Source organism: Luteimonas sp. 22616 (assembly GCF_052044325.1).
In the GTDB taxonomy this organism is placed as follows: domain Bacteria; phylum Pseudomonadota; class Gammaproteobacteria; order Xanthomonadales; family Xanthomonadaceae; genus Luteimonas.
In genome coordinates this window covers 54700-74218 of record NZ_JBQEMW010000002.1, presented here as the reverse complement: position 1 = coordinate 74218, position 19519 = coordinate 54700, and the positions used below count along the sequence as shown (strand labels likewise).

Annotated in this window: 13 protein-coding genes; all 13 read left to right on the top strand. The window is 61.4% G+C overall.

What is annotated here, in order from left to right:
- Positions 1-63: 63 nt before the first annotated feature.
- The 13 genes from ACTJIL_RS12615 to aepY all read left to right on the top strand — a co-directional run bounded on the left by ACTJIL_RS12615 (position 64) and on the right by aepY (position 19518).
- A complete protein-coding gene (locus ACTJIL_RS12615) occupies positions 64-282 on the top strand; it encodes a YdcH family protein (protein WP_440756616.1) in 219 nt (72 codons plus the stop codon).
- Between the two features lie 148 nt (positions 283-430).
- Positions 431-1807 carry a pyridoxal-phosphate dependent enzyme gene (locus ACTJIL_RS12610; protein WP_440755972.1) on the top strand — a complete coding sequence of 459 codons (1377 nt, stop codon included), beginning with the start codon at positions 431-433 and terminating at the stop codon, positions 1805-1807.
- Between the two features lie 86 nt (positions 1808-1893).
- A complete protein-coding gene (locus ACTJIL_RS12605) occupies positions 1894-3078 on the top strand; it encodes a cystathionine gamma-synthase (RefSeq protein WP_440755971.1) in 1185 nt (394 codons plus the stop codon).
- A 17-nt stretch (positions 3079-3095) separates the two neighbouring features.
- Entirely contained in the window at positions 3096-3923 is an 828-nt protein-coding gene (locus tag ACTJIL_RS12600; RefSeq protein WP_440755970.1) for an ABC transporter permease, read from the top strand.
- Positions 3924-3925: 2 nt separating this feature from the next.
- Positions 3926-5074: an ABC transporter ATP-binding protein gene (locus ACTJIL_RS12595; RefSeq protein WP_440755969.1), complete on the top strand. Its 1149-nt coding sequence runs from the start codon at positions 3926-3928 to the stop codon at positions 5072-5074.
- A 51-nt stretch (positions 5075-5125) separates the two neighbouring features.
- Positions 5126-6520: a class I SAM-dependent methyltransferase gene (locus tag ACTJIL_RS12590; RefSeq protein ID WP_440755968.1), complete on the top strand. Its 1395-nt coding sequence runs from the start codon at positions 5126-5128 to the stop codon at positions 6518-6520.
- A 20-nt stretch (positions 6521-6540) separates the two neighbouring features.
- Complete coding sequence (locus tag ACTJIL_RS12585; protein WP_440755967.1) at positions 6541-9555, top strand: CDP-glycerol glycerophosphotransferase family protein; 3015 nt, start codon at positions 6541-6543, stop codon at positions 9553-9555.
- Positions 9552-9971: a glycerol-3-phosphate cytidylyltransferase gene (tagD, locus tag ACTJIL_RS12580; protein WP_440755966.1), complete on the top strand. Its 420-nt coding sequence runs from the start codon at positions 9552-9554 to the stop codon at positions 9969-9971. The genes ACTJIL_RS12585 and tagD overlap by 4 nt, the downstream gene beginning before the upstream one ends.
- Positions 9958-14412, top strand: a complete 4455-nt coding sequence (locus ACTJIL_RS12575) for a CDP-glycerol glycerophosphotransferase family protein (protein WP_440755965.1) — start codon at positions 9958-9960, stop codon at positions 14410-14412. Before tagD ends, ACTJIL_RS12575 begins: the two co-directional genes overlap by 14 nt.
- 4 nt (positions 14413-14416) lie before the next feature.
- Positions 14417-15448, top strand: a complete 1032-nt coding sequence (locus tag ACTJIL_RS12570) for an XcbB/CpsF family capsular polysaccharide biosynthesis protein (protein ID WP_440755964.1) — start codon at positions 14417-14419, stop codon at positions 15446-15448.
- 46 nt (positions 15449-15494) lie between these two features.
- Complete coding sequence (locus tag ACTJIL_RS12565; RefSeq protein ID WP_440755963.1) at positions 15495-17081, top strand: hypothetical protein; 1587 nt, start codon at positions 15495-15497, stop codon at positions 17079-17081.
- Positions 17082-18386, top strand: a complete 1305-nt coding sequence (gene aepX, locus ACTJIL_RS12560; protein WP_440755962.1) for a phosphoenolpyruvate mutase — start codon at positions 17082-17084, stop codon at positions 18384-18386.
- Position 18387: 1 nt separating this feature from the next.
- Complete coding sequence (gene aepY, locus ACTJIL_RS12555) at positions 18388-19518, top strand: phosphonopyruvate decarboxylase (protein ID WP_440755961.1); 1131 nt, start codon at positions 18388-18390, stop codon at positions 19516-19518.
- Position 19519 lies beyond the last annotated feature (1 nt).

Below are 19519 nucleotides of genomic sequence, written 5' to 3'. Positions count from 1 at the left end.
CGATCCCCGGAACGCCCCGTGCCCACGCCCGGGGCGTTCGTTTTTGCGCTGAAGGAGGCTTCCATGTTTGAAGGGCAACCGCAGTCCGAACTCGACGCTCTGTTCAAGGCGAACCCGGAATTCCGCCAGCTTTATCACCACCACAAGGAACTGGACAAGAAAGTCCTCGACGCCGAGCTTGGCGTGCTTCCGATGGATGACACCACCTTGCTGCAGATGAAGCGGCAAAAGCTGGCCGCGAAGGATCGCCTCTCGCGTCTGTTCGAGTCACTGCAGCACTGACGCAAACACCGTCCCATTCGCGGGCGGCGGCGGCCATCCTCGTCGGTCGTCGCCGTCCGCGAGCTCCCCCGGGCCTGCCGGTCGTCGGCCGCGGCCAGGCCCGGGACGATGCGATAATCGCGCTCCGTGCCTTCTCCGCGAGCGCAACATGCCGATCCACGCTTCCGTCCTCGAACTCATCGCCGACACGCCCATCGTCAAGGCCCAGCGCCTGGATGCCGGCGTCTGCGAGCTGTACCTGAAGCTGGAGAACCAGAACCCGGGCGGCTCAATCAAGGACCGCATCGGCATGAGCATGATCGAGGCCGCCGAGAAGCGTGGCGACATCAAGCCCGGCGACACCCTGGTGGAAGGCACCGCCGGCAACACCGGCATCGGCTTGGCGCTGGTGGCGCAGCAGAAGGGCTACCGGCTGATCCTCGTGGTGCCGGACAAGATGAGCCGGGAGAAGATTTTCAACCTCAAGGCGATGGGCGCGGAGGTCGTGCTGACCCGCTCGGACGTCGCCAAGGGTCACCCCGACTACTACCAGGACCTGGCCGAGCGCATCGCCGGCGAGACGCCCGGCGCCTACTTCATCAACCAGTTCGGCAACCCCGACAACCCGGCGGCGCACGAGCACGGCACCGGGCCGGAAATCCTGCGGCAGATGGCCGAGGTGGGCGGCGTGGACGCGGTGGTGTTCGGCTGCGGCAGCTCCGGCACCATGACCGGGCTGTCGCGCTGCTTCGCGAAGAGCGCGCCGGAGGTCGAGATGATCCTCGCCGATCCCGTCGGCTCGATCCTCGCCGAATACATCAACGAGGGCACGCTCAGCGACAAGTCGGCCAGCTGGATGGTCGAGGGCATCGGCGAGGACTTCCTGCCGACGATCTCGGACTTTTCCCGGGTGAAGAAGGCCTACGCGATCAGCGACAAGGAAAGCTTCCTCGCCGCGCGCGAACTGCTGCAGGCCGAGGGCATCCTCGGCGGCTCGTCCACCGGCACGCTGCTGGCCGCCGCGCTCAGGTACTGCCGCGAGCAGGCCACGCCGAAGAAGGTGCTGCTGTTCGTCTGCGACACCGGCAACAAGTACCTGTCCAAGCTCTACAACGACTACTGGATGCTCGACAACGGCTTCCTCGAACGCGAACAGCACGGCGACCTGCGCGACCTGATCCTGCGCCCGTACTCGCAGCGCGACACCGTGGTGGTCGGCCCCAACGACCTGCTGGTCACCGCCTACCAGCGGATGAAGCTGTACGAGATCTCGCAGCTGCCGGTGATGGACGGCGACCGCATCGTCGGCATCCTCGACGAGTCCGACGTGCTGCTGCACGTCTATGGCGACGAGGCCCGGTTCCGCGACACGGTGGGCACCGCGATGGTCAGCAAGCTGGAGGTCATCGACGTGAAGTCGCCGATCGAAGCCCTGCTGCCGGTGTTCGACCGCGGCCAGGTGGCGATCGTCATGGACGGCGACCGTTTCCTCGGCCTGATCACCCGGATCGACTTGCTGAACTACCTGCGCCGCCGCGTTCAGTAAGCGGCCGGCGCAGCGGCGGGCGAGGGCGGCCGGTCGCCCTCGCGATGCTAGAATTCACGGTTGCATCGGCTGAATCGACGGGCTTTATGAACAACGACAACGGCGCGGTCCCGGCCGGCTCCCCCGACTGGGGCCTGGGCACCAAGGCCATCCACGCCGGACAGGCGCCGGACCCCAGCACCGGCGCGGTGATGCCGCCCATCTACGCCACCTCGACCTATGCCCAGGCCAGCCCGGGCGTGCACCAGGGCTTCGAGTACTCCCGCACCCACAACCCCACCCGTTTCGCCTACGAGCGCTGCGTGGCCGGGCTGGAAGGCGGCACCCGCGGCTTCGCCTTCGCCTCGGGGATGGCCGCCACCGCGACCGCGCTGGAACTGCTCGACAGCGGCGACCACGTGATCGCCATGGACGATCTCTACGGCGGCACCTACCGGTTGTTCGAACGCGTGCGCCGGCGCAGCGCAGGGCTGGACTTCAGCTTCGTCGACCTGACCGACCCGACCGCCTTCGAGGCCGCGATCGGCCCGAAGACGAAGCTGGTCTGGGTGGAGACCCCGACCAACCCGCTGCTGAAGATCGTCGACCTCAAGGCCATCTCCGCGATCGCGAAGAAGCACGGTGTGCTGATGGTGGCCGACAACACCTTCGCCTCGCCGATCCTCCAGCGCCCGCTCGAGCATGGCGCCGACATCGTCATGCATTCGGCGACCAAATACCTCAACGGCCACTCCGACATGGTCGGCGGCATGCTGGTGGTCGGCGACAACGCCGAGCTGGCCGAGAAGCTCGCCTTCCTGCAGAACTCGGCCGGCGCCGTGCAGGGGCCGTTCGACAGCTTCCTGGCCCTGCGCGGGCTGAAGACGCTGCACCTGCGGATGAAGGCGCACTGCGAGAACGCGCAGGCGCTGGCGGAATTCCTGGCGTCGCACCCGGCGATCGATGAAGTGATCTACCCCGGCCTCGCGACGCACCCGCACCACGCGCTGGCGAAACGGCAGATGGACGGCTTCGGCGGCATGCTCTCGATCCGCGTCAAGGGCGGCTTCGAGGCCTCGAAGCGCTTCTGCGAACGCACCGAGCTGTTCACCCTGGCCGAATCGCTGGGCGGCGTCGAAAGCCTGGTCAACCACCCAGCGGTGATGACCCACGCCAGCGTGCCGGTGGAGAACCGGGTGCGGCTGGGGATCGGCGACGAGCTGGTGCGGTTGAGCGTGGGGGTGGAGTCGATCGAAGACCTGCGCGCCGACCTGGATGCCGCGCTGTCGTGAGCGGCACGTTGCAGGAGGTGTCCATTCGTGCAGAGGCGCATGGAACGCAACAAGCGCCGGGCGCCTTCTGGCGCGAGCTCCGCGAAAGCTTCCGCAACCCCGAATTCTGGGCGCTGACCAGCTGGCTCGACATCATGGTGCGCGCGCGCCGGTCGCGTTTCGGCATCCTGTGGCTGCTCATGCCGTCGATCGTCTACGTCTTCGGCCTCGGCACGTTCTTCGCCAGCATGCGCGGTGGTGTAAACGAGGATTTCTACGTCCATGTGGCGCTCGGCGCGATGGTATTCCGGACCTTGATGTCGAACATCATCGGCAGCGCGAACGTCTTCCACGGCAGCTTCTCGTTCATCATGGACGGCCACATGCGGCTGACCGATTTCCTGCTCGAGTCGCTGGCGAAATCGTTCTTCGACCTGCTCATGTACCTGCCCGCCGTCATCGTGACGATGGTGATGTGGGGCCATGTTTCGCCTATCGGCCTGTTGCTCGCCATTCCCACGCTGCTGCTGATCTACATCAACGCGCTGTGGATGTCGGCCGTGTTCGCATTGCTTGGCGCGCGATTCTCGGACTTCGGCCAGTTGCTGGCCAACGTCTCGATCTTCATGTTCCTGCTCACACCGATCATCTGGTATTCGGAAATGATGCCGGCCGGAAGCCTGCGCGGGCAGTTGATGCGCTTCAACCCGTTCTACCATTTCGTCGAGATCTTCCGCGCGCCGATCATGGGCAACCAGATCGAGCCGCTATCGCTGTGGTACGTCGGCGTGATCACCGTGGTCGGCCTGCTGGTGGCGACGTTCGCCTACCGGCGCTACGCACGTTTCGTGCCGCTATGGATCTGACCATGGGCGCACGCATACGCGCCGACCGGCTCAGCCTCGACGTCCCTGCCTTCCTGCAGCGCGACAGGGAGTCGTCGGGCTGGGGCGGGCTGTTTCTCGGTGCCGCATTCGACCCGCCCAAGCGGAAGCTGCTGCGCCTGCTCGACAACATCAGTTTCGAACTGCGCGAGGGCGACCGGCTGGCCATCCTCGGCCGCAACGGTGCCGGGAAATCGACCCTGCTCCGCGTACTGAATCATGTTTACCAGCCCAGCGAGGGCAAGCTGACGGTCGAAGGGAGTTGCCAGGCGCTGCTGAACATGTCGCTGGGTTTCAACGGTGAGGCGACGGTGCGGGAGAACATCTACCTGCGCGGCATCGCGATGGGGCAGAAGGCGTCGTTCCTGCGCGACCAGATCGGGCAGATCCTCGAGTTTTCGGGTCTCGGGGAAAAGGTGAATCATCGTTTGCGCACGCTCTCATCCGGACAGAAGATGCGCCTGGGCTTCGCGATCTCCACGTGCGTCCAGCACGACATCATGCTGATGGACGAATGGGTCGGCGCTGGCGATGCAGACTTCATGCGCAAGGCCAAGGAGAGGATGCAAAGCCGGGTCGGCGGCAGCAAGATCGTCGTGCTGGCGAGCCACAGCACCGGTTTGCTGCGCGACATCTGCAACCGCGGCATCGTGCTGGAGCGCGGTCGGCTCGTATATTCCGGGGACATCACCGCTTCGCTCAAGTATTACCACGAGCTGTTGGCCAAGTTGCGGACCGGCGAGCTGATTGAACCGGAAGCGCAGCCGGCATCGGGCGGCGCGCAGATCTTCGGCGCAGTCGAGGAAATCCTCCTGGAGCGCGATACCTGCGTGATCCGGGGCTGGTTCATCGATACCGAAGGCGCGGTGCCTGGCGGCCTGGCGCTGCAGGTCGATGGTCAGCGCTATGGCGCCGACACGATCGAGCGCATGCGACGTCCTGACGTCATGCGCCATTTCGGCCTCAGCAGTGACAATTGTGGCTTCCGCGCGACGATCGCGGTTCCCGGGATGTCCCGGCTCTCGGAACTGGGCGCGGACGTGCAGGTTCTCGGTGGCGAATCCCCGGAACATGCCAGTGCGCCGCTCCGGATCGCAGGGTCGGTCGCGGCGTTGCTGCGGGCCGCTTCGTAAACCCTTTCCCCCGTCTGGCCTCCAGCGGGTAAATGAGGAATCCTTTGGAGCATGGCCCAATATCAATCCTTCCCAGGCGCTGCCGGCGACTCGCGGACGCTGGACAAGCTTAAGGCCCTGCGGCTGCCCTGCTTGGAAGGGCGCTCGTTCCTCGATGTCGGCTGCAACGAAGGGTTCTTCTGCGGCTTTGCCCAGTTCCAGGGGGCGGCCCGGGTTGTCGGCGTCGACCACTCGGAGCGCTTCATCGAGCGGGCACGCCAGCGGTTTCCGGGATGCGAATTCCGGCAGCAGGGCTGGGAGCAATTGCCCGAGGGTCCTTTCGACGTCATCCTGCTGGCGTCCGCGCTGCACTATGCTGATGACCAGCCAGCCCTGATCCGTGCATTGGTCGAGCGTCTCTCCGACAGCGGCACGCTGGTCCTCGAGCTCGGGATCGCGTCGTCGCGCAAGGCCGAATGGATCGACGTCAAGCGCGGCATCGACGAGCGCGCGTTCCCCAGCATGCCCATGCTGCGCGAGGTGCTTTCCGGCTACGCGTGGAAGTGGATGGGCCCGAGCATCCAGCAGGACGGGGATCCGGTGGCCCGCCACGTGGTGCACATCAGTCGCCGCCGGCCGGTGGCGTACCTGTTGATGCAGCCTCCCGGCTACGGCAAGAGCAGCATTGCGTCCGGATTATTTCCACGCGCCGACATTCCGGTCGTGTCCGGGGACGAGCAGATCGGGCTGGTCGCGAAGGGCAAGATGGAAGCTTCCGAAGCGTTGCGCACCGCGATCAAGGAAGACTACTCGCCGTTCCACCTCGACCAGACCATCCAGCGCATCTTCGCGCAGGGGCTGGGTGGCGACCTGCTCGCATTGTGGCTCGGCCAGGCGAACGGCGGCGACGTGGCGCTGGATGTCTATGTCCCATCGGCGCACCAGGGCGAGATAGAACGGCTGCTTGAAGACCGCGGCTATTTCCCGGTGCAACTGCGCTGGGAGCGGGTCGGTCAGGCACCACTGCCCGAGGCAGCCATGGCGGAACGCGCCGAGGCGTTCTACCTGTCGATGCTGGATGCGCCCATGGATGCCCGCGCGGGGGGCACGCAGCGCAATCGCTGGGATCCGGTCGGCTTCGTCGATGACGTGGCCATGGATAGCGGCGGCCAGCTGGTCATTCGGGGATGGGCGATTGACGAAAGTGGAGCGCTGCCCGGGAAAATCTGCGTGAAGCTGGGGCGGCGCACCATCCAGGTCGAAAAACTGGACCGCCAGCTGCGTCCCGATGTGCAACGACACCTGGGTTTGCCGCACGCGCTGGTGGGATATCGCGCGATCCTCACGGCGCCGGAAGTGCGCGCGGCCGCGGACCTCGCCACCGGCTTCAAGGTGTTCGTGCGCGGCGGCGCCACGTTCCAGCTGGCCGGCGATGTCAGTTCGATTTTCCGCGACGCGAACCGGTAGGCCCATCGATGGCAAACGGCATGGATCCGAAGCTGCTGATCAGGAGGGTCGCGGGAAAACTGGGCCGGCGCCTCGGTGCGCGTGGCTATGCCCCCGATGTCGTCGCCATCGAATCGACGGGCATCTTCGACCGCGCGGGATACCTGCGGCGATACCCGGATATCGCCGCTGCCGGCCTGGATCCCGTCGTTCACTACATCGAGACCGGAGCGGTGGAGGGGCGCAATCCCTGCGAGCTGTTCGATAGCGCCTACTACTTGGCAAGCAATCCGGACGTGGCCGCAGCGGGACTCAATCCGCTGGTCCATTTCTGCGAATTCGGCTGGCGGGAGTCCCGGCACCCCAGTGCCGATTTCGACGTGGACTGGTATGCGGAAACACACCTGGCCCATGCCGATGGCCAGGTCAATCCACTGGTGCATTACCTGACCGCCGGTCGTGCGATGGGGCTGGAAATCCAGCCCGTCAGGGATCTGGATGCCGACCTCATCCGCGAGTCGGGCGTGTTTGATTCCGCCTATTACCTCGAGCAGTACCCGGACGTGGCTGAAACCGGGACCGATCCGGTTGCGCACTACCTCCGTGATGGCGCCAGGGAAGGTCGCAATCCGTCGCCGATGTTCGACACCCGCTATTACTTGAAGAACAATCCGGACATCGCGCGGCTCGACATGAACCCGCTCGTGCATTTCTGCACGACCGGCTGGAGGGAGCTGCGCAATCCGAGCCGCGGATTCGATGTGTGGTGGTACTGGTCCACGCACCTGGACCCGGCGGTGGAAGGCCCCAACCCGCTCGGCCACTACCAGTCGATCGGGCGTTCCCTGGGACTCGATACCCGTCCGCCCGAACGCATATCGCAACTTGCGGGAAGCGGACACCGCCATGCGGCTGGCCTGCCGGTGAAGCGGCTCTGCCTGTTCGCCGGATACGATCGCGACGGCATCGTCGATGACTATGTCGTTGCCTACGTACGCGAATTGAGCCGGCATGCCGATGTCTACTACCTGGCCGACAGCGACATGCAGCCCGGCGAACTCGACAAGCTGGCGCCGTACACCCGGGGCGCCTGGGCGCAGCGCCACGGCCAGTACGATTTCGGCTCGTATTCGCAGCTGGGCGGCAAGGTGGGCTGGGACGCCATCGCGCAGTACGACGAACTCCTGCTTGTCAATGACAGTTGCTACCTGCTCAGAGGCCTGGACGACGTGTTCGCGCGGATGGACGGCAAGGCGTGTGACTGGTGGGGATTGCAGGCGACCAAGGGCATCGTGGCGACCCGCCGCAACCCCTCAAATCGTTTCAGGCAGCCGATTCCGATGGATGCGGTGCGCAATTCGCTGCTGCAGAACTTCGAGCGCGACTACCAGTACGACTTCCACGTGGGTTCCTACTTCGTCGCCTACCGGCGCCCGGTGATCGATGATCCCGAGTTTCGTCGCCTGGTCGACTCGGTCGCATGGCAGGCATCGAAGAAGAACCTGGTGCTGAAATACGAGGTGGGCTTCACCCGCCACCTGATCGCGCGCGGATACGCCTTCGACACTTTCGTCGGTTCGCTGTACCCGTTCCATCCGATCTTCAGCAATTGGTACTTCCGCCTGCTGGACGAAGGATTCCCGCTGCTCAAGCGTTATTTCCTTTCGGAAAACCATTACGCCGTCCCGGGCTTGCATAGCTGGTCCGAGCGGATCCGGCAGAAGATTCCGGCGGCGGATGTCGCGGTCATCCAGCAGAACCTGGATCGCGTGGTCGATCCCGAACGGCTTTATCGCAACCTGCATATCGGCAGCGAACGGCTGGTCGACGATGCGCCACCTCCGGCCGAGCTGCTCGACAACGAGTCCTTCCTTGCCGCCGATCAATCCAGCCCGAAGCACGGGAACTGGTGGGCATTCCCCGTTTGCGCATTCACCAGCGTGTTCTCCGGCAACGAGCGCGCGGTCTTCGAGCAGGTCAAGGACGATCCGCTGATCCACAAGATCGTCCTGACCCGGGACAAGTCCGTGGAAGTGGACGGCACCAACGTGGAAGTGCTGCCGCTGGAAAGCCCGCTTGGCCAGCATCGGCTGATGCGTGCCGGCAACATTTTCATCAAGCACAGCCCGACCCGGAATCTCGTCTATCCGGTTGCTTCCGATCTGCACAACATCATCAACCTGTGGCATGGCATCCCGTTCAAGCGGATCGGCTATGTGTCCGCAGACATGCAAAGCCGGCTGGGCGGGATCGCTGCCGAACATGCCAAGTGCCGCGCCGTCATCAGCTCATCCAGGGTCGACACACTGGCGATGTCCGCCGCGTTCTATCCATTGTCGTATGCGCAGGTGTGGAATACGGGGTTGCCGCGCAACGATTTCATCCTCCGGAGCGCCGAACTGCTGCCTGCGGACATGCGGCAGCAGGCAGCCCGTCTCGGGGCCGTGCTGGAGGGCAGGCGCCTGGTGCTTTTCATGCCGACGTTCCGAAACGCACAGGAAGACGCGTACTACCGGTTCTCGGAAAAAGAGATCGGGTTCCTTCGCGACTGGCTGCGACGCAATAACGCCGTCCTCGGCATGCGCGAACACATGGCGGACAGCGCGCGCGTGTACGGCCAGCAACTGGCAGGGTTGGGCAACCTGGATCTGTCGGACGACGCGTTCCCGAATGTCGAGATCCTGTACCGGATGTCCTCGGCGCTGATCACGGACTACTCCAGCAGCTTCATCGATTACATGCTGACCGGAAAGCCGGCGATCAGCTTCGCCTACGACTACGACAGCTACCTGGGTATCGAGCGAGGTGCCTTCTACGACCTGGATTTCGTGTTCCCGGGGCCGGTGTGCCGTACGTTCGCGGAGCTCCGGGATGCATTGGGGGGGCTTTTCGAGCCGCCATCCGAAATGGAGTTGGCTCGCCTGGAGTGGAAGCGTCAATTGTTCTTCGACCATGTCGATGACCAAAGTTCTGCGCGCGTGGCTGCGCGAGTCAAGCAACTTACGGATTGCAGCGGAATGGGAAAGCCGCTCATCAACAATGGATTTCAGGCATGAAGAAAACAGTCATCACCTACGGTACCTTCGACATCCTGCACGTCGGCCACATCAATCTGTTGCGCCGCGCGCGCGAACTGGGTGACCGGCTGGTTGTGGGTTTGTCATCGGATGAGTTCAATCAGGGAAAGCACAAGTCGTCCCTGCTCAATTACGAGAACAGGAAGGCCGTACTCGAATCGATCCGGTGGGTCGACGAAGTGTTCCCGGAGCACAACTGGGAACAGAAGATCGGCGACATCAAGAAGTATGGTGCCGACATCTTCGTCATGGGGCACGACTGGGAGGGCAAGTTCGACTTCCTTTCCGAATTTTGCCGCGTCCATTACCTGCCCCGGACAGAGGATATTTCGACCACGGAGATCAAGCGGTCTCTTTCAGTTGTTGTGAAGGATGCAGCTAATGAAAGGTCCTGATCCCTTCAGTGGGCTGATTCGTCGAACGAGGAGTTTGCTCGGGAAGAAGGTGGAACTCGGGGATTTCAGCCGCGAGATCGAAATCATTCGCGACTCCGGTTTGTTTGACCGCCATGCATACATGCAAATGTATCCAGATGTCGCAGCAAGCGGCATGGATCCCGTCGAGCATTACATCATGCACGGCGTTCGTGAGGGCCGTAATCCTTCGGTGTGGTTCGACACCAGTTTCTATCTCGCGGAATACCCGGATGTCGCATCGTCCGGCATGAATCCGCTCCAGCATTTCCATGAGTATGGATGGAAGGAATGGCGAAATCCGTCGCCGAAGTTCGACACGGCGCGATATGCGAAGGAGCATATGGCCGATCAGATGGGTGCAGTAAATCCGCTGTTGCATCGCATGCAGAACCCCATTGATGACGATGGTCGGAAAAAGAGGGGGCGGGACTACGACGTACTGAAGGCGTCCGGATTGTTCGACGACCAGTACTATCTTCGAGAGTACCCCGATGTCGCGAGAGCCGCATTGGATCCGCTTGAAGATTACATCGAGCGTGGAGCCAATGAAGGAAGAAGGGCCTCCGAATGGTTCGACACGGCTTATTACCGAAAGACTTATCCGGACGTTGCGGCGTCCGCAATGAACCCGCTCAGGCATTTCTGCGAGTTCGGATGGAAAGAGTTGCGCAATCCGAGTTCTGGGTTCGACACCGCGTGGTACTGGCTCGTTCATATGGCGCGAAATGGGAGTGGGGGAAATCCGCTCGCCCATTTTCTGGAGGCTGGGCACGCTTCCGGTCCGCAGCGGCGAGCAGTGGGCAAGTCGAGCGCGCAGGACAGGCAGGAGATGAGTTCGATAGCGCAGCAACTGGTGACTGCGAGCGGACTCGATGTGGAGACATATCAACGCGCAGGGCATGTTCTGGTCAGGTTGAAGTGCTGGCCAGCGGCGGAGGCTGCATTTCGCGAGGTTGCCGGACTGCGATGGGATTTCGCGCGCAACCACAGTCGGCTTGCCCATGTGCTGGCACAGCAGGGAAAGTGGTGGCAGGTAGTCGAATCTCTACTGATCGCGACGACGCTGGACCCTTTGCATGCGGACTGGTTCCACAGGCTGGGCGAAGCGCAGGAGAAAATGCACAGGTTTGATGTGGCAGCAGATGCGTATCAGCGGGCTGCTGATCTTGAACCGACGAGGAGAGAGTCCTGGTATCGGCTTGGGCATGCGCACGAGAAATCGGGAAGGCAGACACTTGCCGACGATGCCTATGAAAGGGCAATCAGCCTGAGTATCGGCGGTGATGCAGGGACTTTTGGGATCGGTGTGCTGCACCAGGCACGGGGCTACTGGAAGGATGCGGCCCGCGCATACCAGAAGGCAGCGAAAGCAAGGCCCTTGAAGGCGGGCCTGAGGTTCCGCGAGGGAATGGCACACGACCGCTGCTACGAGTGGGTGAAGGCGGTGGGATGCTACGAGGAAGCAATTGCGCTCGATCACAGCGTGCCCTATTGGCATTACCGACTTGGATTCGTGCTCGAGCGCATCGGCAACATGGAGGAGGCGGCTGACGCGTATGGCGCCGCAATCGCATTGAGCCCCAAGCCAATGCCGTACTGGAATTACCGGCAAGGCTATGTTCTCCACAAGGCAGGAAAGTTTGCGCTGGCGTGTCAGGCATACCTTGCAAGTGCCCAGGCTCGATGGCCGCGCCTTGGGCTGCCTGCGCTGGAGGGGGCCGGCACCGGAATCGATGCCGGGTCGCTATCTCCCGGGGTCGAGTATCTTGCACGGTTCTCGCGGCCTCGATTGATTGAGGAGGTTCTCGTCGCGGACCGGACCAATGCAGATGCACACTACGCGCTTGGTGAACAGCACGAACACGCAGAGAACTGGGAACTGGCAGCCGCGTCGTACGCGGAAGCCACGGCGAGGAGCGACAAGCACAGACCGGCCTGGTACTGCCGGCTCGGCTTCGCCCTCTTCCAGATGGGAAGAGGGGAGGAGGCATGCGCGGCCTTTCGCGAGATGCGGATTCTCAAGCGCCCCTATGGTGTGGATATCTCGGCTTTTGAGAAGAATGCGGAACAGACGGCACTGGCAGCATATCGTGAGTATGTCCAGACCCTGCCAGTCCAGCGAAGGACCATCGTCTACGAAAGCTTCAATGGTTCGTCCATGGGGAGCAATCCATATGCGATCTTCATGGAGCTTCTCGATCGGCCGGATTTCGCCGGCTGGAGGCATGTATGGGCGCTCAAGGACAAGAGCTCGGTTCCGGCGCACATCAGGGGCCGCAAAGATGTCGTTCTCGTCAGTCGCCAAAGCGATCTGTACAGGCGCTATCTGGCTACTGCTGAGTATCTGATCAACGATGTAACGTTTCCTTACTGGTTCGTACGGAGGCCCGAGCAGAAGTATCTCAATACCTGGCATGGCACGCCGCTGAAAGGACTCGGCAAGCACATGCCGGCTGAGTTCCTTTCACACTCGAATATCGCGCGGAACCTGTTGCACGCGACACACCTGATCAGCCCGAACAGGCATACCAGCAACGTCCTCCTTGAGGGATACGACATTGCCGGGATCTGCAATGCCAAACTCGCGGAGACGGGCTACCCGCGCATTGATCGAATGTTGCGGATGGATGTTGCCGCGAAAGAGGCTCTGAAGCGACGCCTTGGTCTGGATGACAGTGCGCCGGTCGTCCTCTATGCGCCGACATGGCGCGGACTGCATGGGGGGGCAGGATTCGACGCTGATCGTTTGGCGGCAGACCTGGAAGCAATGTCTCGGTTGCCGTGCCAGTTGGTGTTCCGAGGCCATCAACTGATCGAGAATGCCGTTTCATGCATGGATCTTCCCGCGACCATCGCTTCCCAGGCGGTAGACACAAGTGAACTCCTTGCGATAACAGATATCCTGGTGACGGATTACTCAAGCATTCTCTTTGATTTTCTCCCCGCCGAGCGTCCTGTTATCTGCTATGCATATGATGCGGAGGAGTACGAGAAAGAGCGCGGCCTCTACTTCAAGCTCGAGGAAATGCCGGGAACCATCTGCCGCACCGCCGAGGATCTCGCCGAGACGCTCGCTCGCGAACTGCTTTCTCCCGACGGAAAGAGTGAACGTTATATCAAGGCGCGGCAGCAGTTCTGTTCTCACGAGGATGGAAGGGCGACTTCTCGTGCGATTGAGTTCTTCTTCCATGACAACATGTCATCTGCGGTCCCGACAGGCGTCGACGGCCGGCCGTCCATATTGTTCTACGAAGGCCAGTTCATACCGAATGGAATCACCTCCTCCTTCCTCAATCTGATGAAGGAACTGTCGCTTTCGAAGAACTATCGCGTCTCGATCGCTGCGGACCCCGGATTGATCGCAGCCGATGAATTGCGAAGGGAGAAATTCTCGAGTTTGCCCGGCGATGTCCAGGTCGTCGGGCGGGTTGGCAGGATGTCGCTGGATCCGGAGGAGAGCTGGCTGCTGCGTCGCTTTGGTGCGCTTCATGAAATCGAAGCGCCGGAGATGAAGGCGATCCTTGCGGCTGCCTATCGACGAGAATATGAGCGCGTGTTCTCGGACGCAAGGTTCGACGTGCTGGTGAACTTCGAAGGTTACAGTTCGTTCTGGATGCAGGCTTTGGCATTCGCTCCCGCGGGCCGCAGGCGCGTGACCTATCTGCATAACGACATGCGCAGCGAACAAGCCGTCAGGCTCCCCTACCTGTCATCGATATTTCCGCTTTACAGGAACTATGATGCGCTGGTTTCGGTATCCGAAGACATGTCGCGAACAAACTGTGCGGCACTATCCGAAAGCTTCGAGATTCCGGCGAGCAAGTTCGTTGCTTGCATGAACTCCATCGATGTGGAGTCGATCAGGGCTCTCGCACTTCACGAACCCGCTGCGGAGCTGAAGGAGTGGTTTACCGGGATGACATTCGTCACGATGGGCCGCTTGTCACCGGAAAAGGATCATTCGAAGCTGATCGATGCGTTCGCAAGGGTTCACCGCGAGTTCCGGGATGCGCGACTTCTGATCGTGGGCGACGGGCCGCTCAGGCACGAGCTCGAAGTCAAGGTCTCATCCATGGAGATGCAGGATGTTGTGTTGCTGGCTGGCCAGCACAGCAACCCGTTTCCGATTCTGCGTTGCAGCGATTGTTTCGTGCTTTCGTCCAATCACGAGGGACAGCCCATGGTGCTGCTGGAAGCGATGGTCCTTGGCAAGCCGATCGTTGCCACGGACATCGACGGAAACCGTGGGGTTCTGAAGGGCGGACATGGGTGCCTTGTCGACAACAGCAGTGAAGGGTTGAGCGACGGGATGCTAGCGTTCATCCGTGGCCACATTGCGCCGAAACCCTTCGATTCCGAGGCATATCAGGCCAGCGCCCGGCGCATGTTCTCGGGAGTCGTCCTGGGAATTGGAGAATGATTGCATGAGTGACAAGGTGGCCAGGCTTGAGCTCTCGGAAATCTCGGGAGTGTTGAGCGACGATTTCCTCGCCAGTCCGGCATTGGAGTTCATTCATATATCGCACAAGGAACATCCGGTCGCATCGGAGAACCTGCTTCATATTGCGAGGAAGAACGACTCACTCCGTCATGTCATCGCCAGGCTCGGCACCCATGGATTTCATCTGTATGCGTTGAGGGACGGGGTCTCCTCGTATGTCCGTCATGGTCGAATCAGGACGCTGTGGAACAAAGTTGTCACCCGGACTTACGAGATCGACGAGAACGGGATTGTTTATACATTTACTCCAGCGCCACTGAAGAGCGGTGATCCGAAGTTGCTGGTTGTTTTTTCGTCGATCGCGGCGAGCATGTACAACGCAAGTCTCAATAGATACTTCGAGCAGAATTTCAAAAGCATCAACAAGTACGTGCCAGAAGATACGGCCGTCTTGCGTATTGCCGATATCGGCGGCGTTCTCGGCGCTTTCTACCTCGACACGAATCACCTGCCAGATAATGAGCGCAATATTCAAGCACTGATCAGGCGGATCGTGGATCGGCATGGGATGGACCGTGTCCGCACCACTTTCTACGGTGTTTCAAAAGGAGGTACGGGGGCGCTGTATCACGCAATTCTCGGGGGCTATAATGCGGTTGTCGTCGATCCGATTGTTTCGGATGATCATTATGTCGAGAAGTATAATGATCTCCATTTCACCCGTTGGGTCCACCCGCAGAGGAAACAGGACAGGTTCAATGAGCTGGCTTTGCGCCGTGACCGGGATCCGTCGCGGGTGGCAGTTGTCTACTCGCGCCGCTCGCCCCAGTATCCTTACATAAACGATATCGTCGGCGGGGGCTTTGGCGGGGCAGTATCTTTTTTCGATTCGGATAACCCGCGGATCAAGAAGCATCCCGATGTCGGGCCGGCGACGATCAATTCGACCGTCATGTTGATCAACATGACATTGTACGGTCTTGATCTGCCTCAGGGCCGGCGGACCATTATCTAAGTTGGGTCCGGCCCTGCGGCGGGGCTGGCGTTCTTCTGGAGTGGAAATGTCGATTCGTTCCATCGAAATTCAATCGCAGCATGACGGGTTGCTTCGGCTGCTTGAGGAAGCCGGCCGGTTGCTGGAAACCCCAGAGCCCGAGGACGAGGCCGAGCTTGGTGCCTACCGTTCCCGAATTGCGAGCGTGCAGCGGGAGTTGTCCGGGATGGAAGGCGAAGGCATTTTCGCTCTGGAGGCGGCGCGTATGCTTGCCAGGCTCGCGGAAAGGCAGCGTGATTCTGCCGGCGCCATGAAATGCTGGGCCAGCGTGCGCGAGATGGCAACGGATATCTCGGACGAAAGCAACTTTGGTTTGGGCGCCGCATGTCAGGCCATGTCGAATCTGGATGACGCGGTACGGCATTTCAACGCGATTTCCGATCGTTTCCCGAACACCAGGGAGCTGGAGACCAAGCGCGGCCAGATCGATGCAAGACTATCGATCGGGAGATCGATTTCCCTGGCCAAGGACGTAGTCGAGATGGCCACGTTGCAGGCGGATCCTGGCGTTGCGGCCAGTACGATCTCGGCGGCCCTGGCGGACTCCCGCCTCCCTTATCGGAAGGATGGTCGCGTTCGGGATCTGCTTACAAGCGCCTACGATGCCATCTGTGCGTATCCGGAGGTGTCGCCCGCACCTCCAGGTCCACGCTTTGCCAATTACCGGATGCTGCGCCAGCCGCGCAGCATGACGGGCGCCAAGCCGAAGATCATATTCACGTCGGGATTTCTCTGGTCCGGTTCCGGGGCCGTGACGGCGATGCTGGCCGGCTATCCGGGAGTCGAAATCGCTGTCGGAGGGCGCGAAGTCGGTTTGTTCCACCATATGAACACGCTTACAGGATTGCTGGATGCGCCAGTCGGCACTATAGGGCGCTCGCAGTTGATGTACCTCTTCATGGCTCCTATTTCCGGTCTCCTCGTCGACTTGAGAAAGATCCAGGTCAATCGAAACAAGAGCTTGTTCAAGGCGCAGGTCGATGGAGGGGGCTCCATCGAGGGCTTGCTTGCCGCGGGTGCGGCATTGGTTGATGGGATCAGGCAGGCCGGGCGCGCCGGAACCGATCACACTACGTGCGTCCTGGTCGCATTGCGGGAATTTGCCAATGAAGCCATTGCAGGCCTGGCCTCAACGCCCGATGCAACAGTCCTGCTGAACAACAGCATATTCGCGTTCCACGTGAGGCAGCTTGCGTTGTTCTCCGATGCGGTTTCGGTGACCGTGAGCAGAGATCCGCGCGATCAGTACGTTGCGCAGTACTATGAGCGCCCGCGGGCCGACCTGCCGTCTGTGGATGCCTTCATCGCGGATACCCGAAGACGATACGCTCACCACGCCGCGGCGATTGCCGAGTTGGATCTGGCGGATCGGGTCATCGATGTGCGCTTCGAGGACTTCGTGTTGAATCGGAATGTTCGCGAGCAGGTAGTTGAGAGACTCAATCTCGCCACGACTGGCGGTATCGACGGTGGCTCGTTCGATCCGAGAAAGTCGGAAAAGAATATAGGAATTTACAGATCATTCCACGATCAGGGAATAATCCGGAAGATCGAAGAGTCATTCCCGGACAACATCTACAATTTGGAGAAATAGATGTCAAAGCGAGTTTATATCGGCATGAGCGCCGATCTCATCCATCCGGGGCACCTGAATATCATTCGCAGGGGCGCGGAGTTGGGAGAAGTCACGATTGGGCTGCTGACAGATGAGGCGATCGCGAGTTACAAGCGAGTGCCTTTCATGAGTTTCGAGCAACGCAGGGAAGTAATCGAGGCAATCAAGGGAGTAGTGGAGGTCGTCCCCCAGGCCACGCTCGATTACGTGCCCAACCTGCAGCGCTTGCGCCCCGATTTCGTCGTGCATGGCGACGATTGGCGGGAAGGCGTGCAGCGTCAGACGCGCCAGAAAGTGATCGAAGCCCTGTCCGAGTGGGGCGGCAAGTTGGTGGAAGTGGAATACACGCAGGGCATTTCTTCCACCGGGTTGAATTCCGCGCTGCGGGAAGTAGGTACTACGCCGGACATCCGCCTGAAATCGCTTCGTCGCATGCTGCACGCCAAGCCGCTTGTGCGGCTGCTGGATATCCACAACGGCCTCTCGGGACTGATCATCGAGAATGTCCGCATCCAGACCGAAGACGGAAAGGCGCGCGAGTTCGACGGCATGTGGGGGAGCAGCCTCACCGACTCCACGGCGAAGGGCAAGCCGGATATCGAGGCGGTCGACGTATCGGCGCGCATGACGACCCTGAACGAAGTGCTGGAGGTCACGACCAAGCCAATCGTCTATGACGGCGATACGGGCGGCAAGGTGGAGCACTTCACCTTCACCGTGCGCACGCTTGAAAGGCTGGGTGTTTCCGCGGTCATCATCGAGGACAAGACCGGCCTGAAGAAGAATTCGCTGCTCGGCAATGATGTTTCGCAGACCCAGGATTCGATCGAGAACTTCTGCCTCAAGATCAAGGAGGGCAAGCGCGCACAGGCGACCGACGACTTCATGATCATTGCCAGGATCGAGAGCCTGATCCTGGGGAAGGGCATCGACGATGCGGTGGAGCGGGCAAAGGCCTATCTGGCTGCCGGTGCGGACGGCATCATGATCCACAGCCGGGAGAAGTCGCCGGAGGAGGTCCTCGAGTTCTGCAGGCGCTACCGTGCGCTCGAGAACAGGAAGACACTGGTGGTCGTGCCGACCAGCTACAACTCGATCACCGAGGACGAACTGGCCGCGGCGGGCGTGAACATCGTCATCTATGCCAACCACCTGTTGCGTGCCGCCTATCCGGCAATGGTGAAGACAGCGACATCCATCCTGACGCACCAGCGTTCCGCCGAGGCCGATGCCGACCTTCTCCCCATCAAGGATGTGCTGAAGCTCATTCCCGGAACCACCTGACATGATCGAATCCAAGGTATTGCTGGACGCACTCCAGCTTCGGGGCATCGGCCTCTACACCGGCGTCCCGGATTCGCTGCTGAGCAGCTTTTGCGCTTACGTGGATGACCACGCGGAAGAAGGCCGGCACATCATCGCGGCCAACGAAGGCAATGCGGTCGCCATCGCCTGCGGCCATCATCTGGCGACCGGCCAGACCAGCCTCGTGTACCTGCAGAATTCGGGTCTTGGCAACATGGTCAATCCGCTTGCATCGCTGGCCGACCCCGAGGTGTATCGCATCCCGATGCTGCTGGTGATCGGCTGGCGGGGCGAGCCCGGCGTCCACGACGAACCGCAGCATGTGAAGCAGGGCAGGATCACGAAGGGGCAACTCGATCTCCTCGAGATCCCGTATGTCGAACTGGAAGCATCGTCGGACGTCGAGCAGGTGCTGCAGACTGCATTCGATGCAATCTCCCGCGAGGGCTCGCCTGCCGCGATCCTGGTTCACAAGGACGCATTCGCGCCTTACAAGACCCGACGCAAGCTGGATGCGCTTTCATCGATGAAGCGCGAGGAAGCGCTTGGGCACCTGCTCGACGTGATGCGGGCGGACGACCTCGTGGTGTCGACGACGGGCAAGACCTCGCGCGAACTCTATGAGCTGCGCTCGGCGCGTTCGGAGCCGCAAGGGGACTTCCTGACCGTTGGTGGCATGGGCCATACCGCGTCCATTGCACTTGGCGTTGCCAAGGGCGCAACTGGTCGTCGTGTCGTCTGCATTGATGGCGACGGGTCGGCGTTGATGCACATGGGAGCGATGGCCATCATCGGTCAGGAGAAGCCCGCGAACCTGATCCACGTCCTGCTCAACAACGGTGCGCATGAGTCGGTTGGTGGCCAGCCGACGGTCGGTGACCGGATTGATTTTGGCGGCATCGCCAGGGCCTGCGGCTATGAGGCCTACCACCTTGCCGCGAGCCCCGAGGACATTGCCCGCGAGTGGGCTGGCATGGCCGATGTGCAGGGTCCCGTCTTGCTGGAGGTTCGCATCACGATCGGTTCGCGGAGCGACTTGGGGCGTCCCACCAGCACTCCCGAGCAGAACAAGCAGTCCTTCATGGCCAAGGCATCACGAGTCGAGGAGTAGC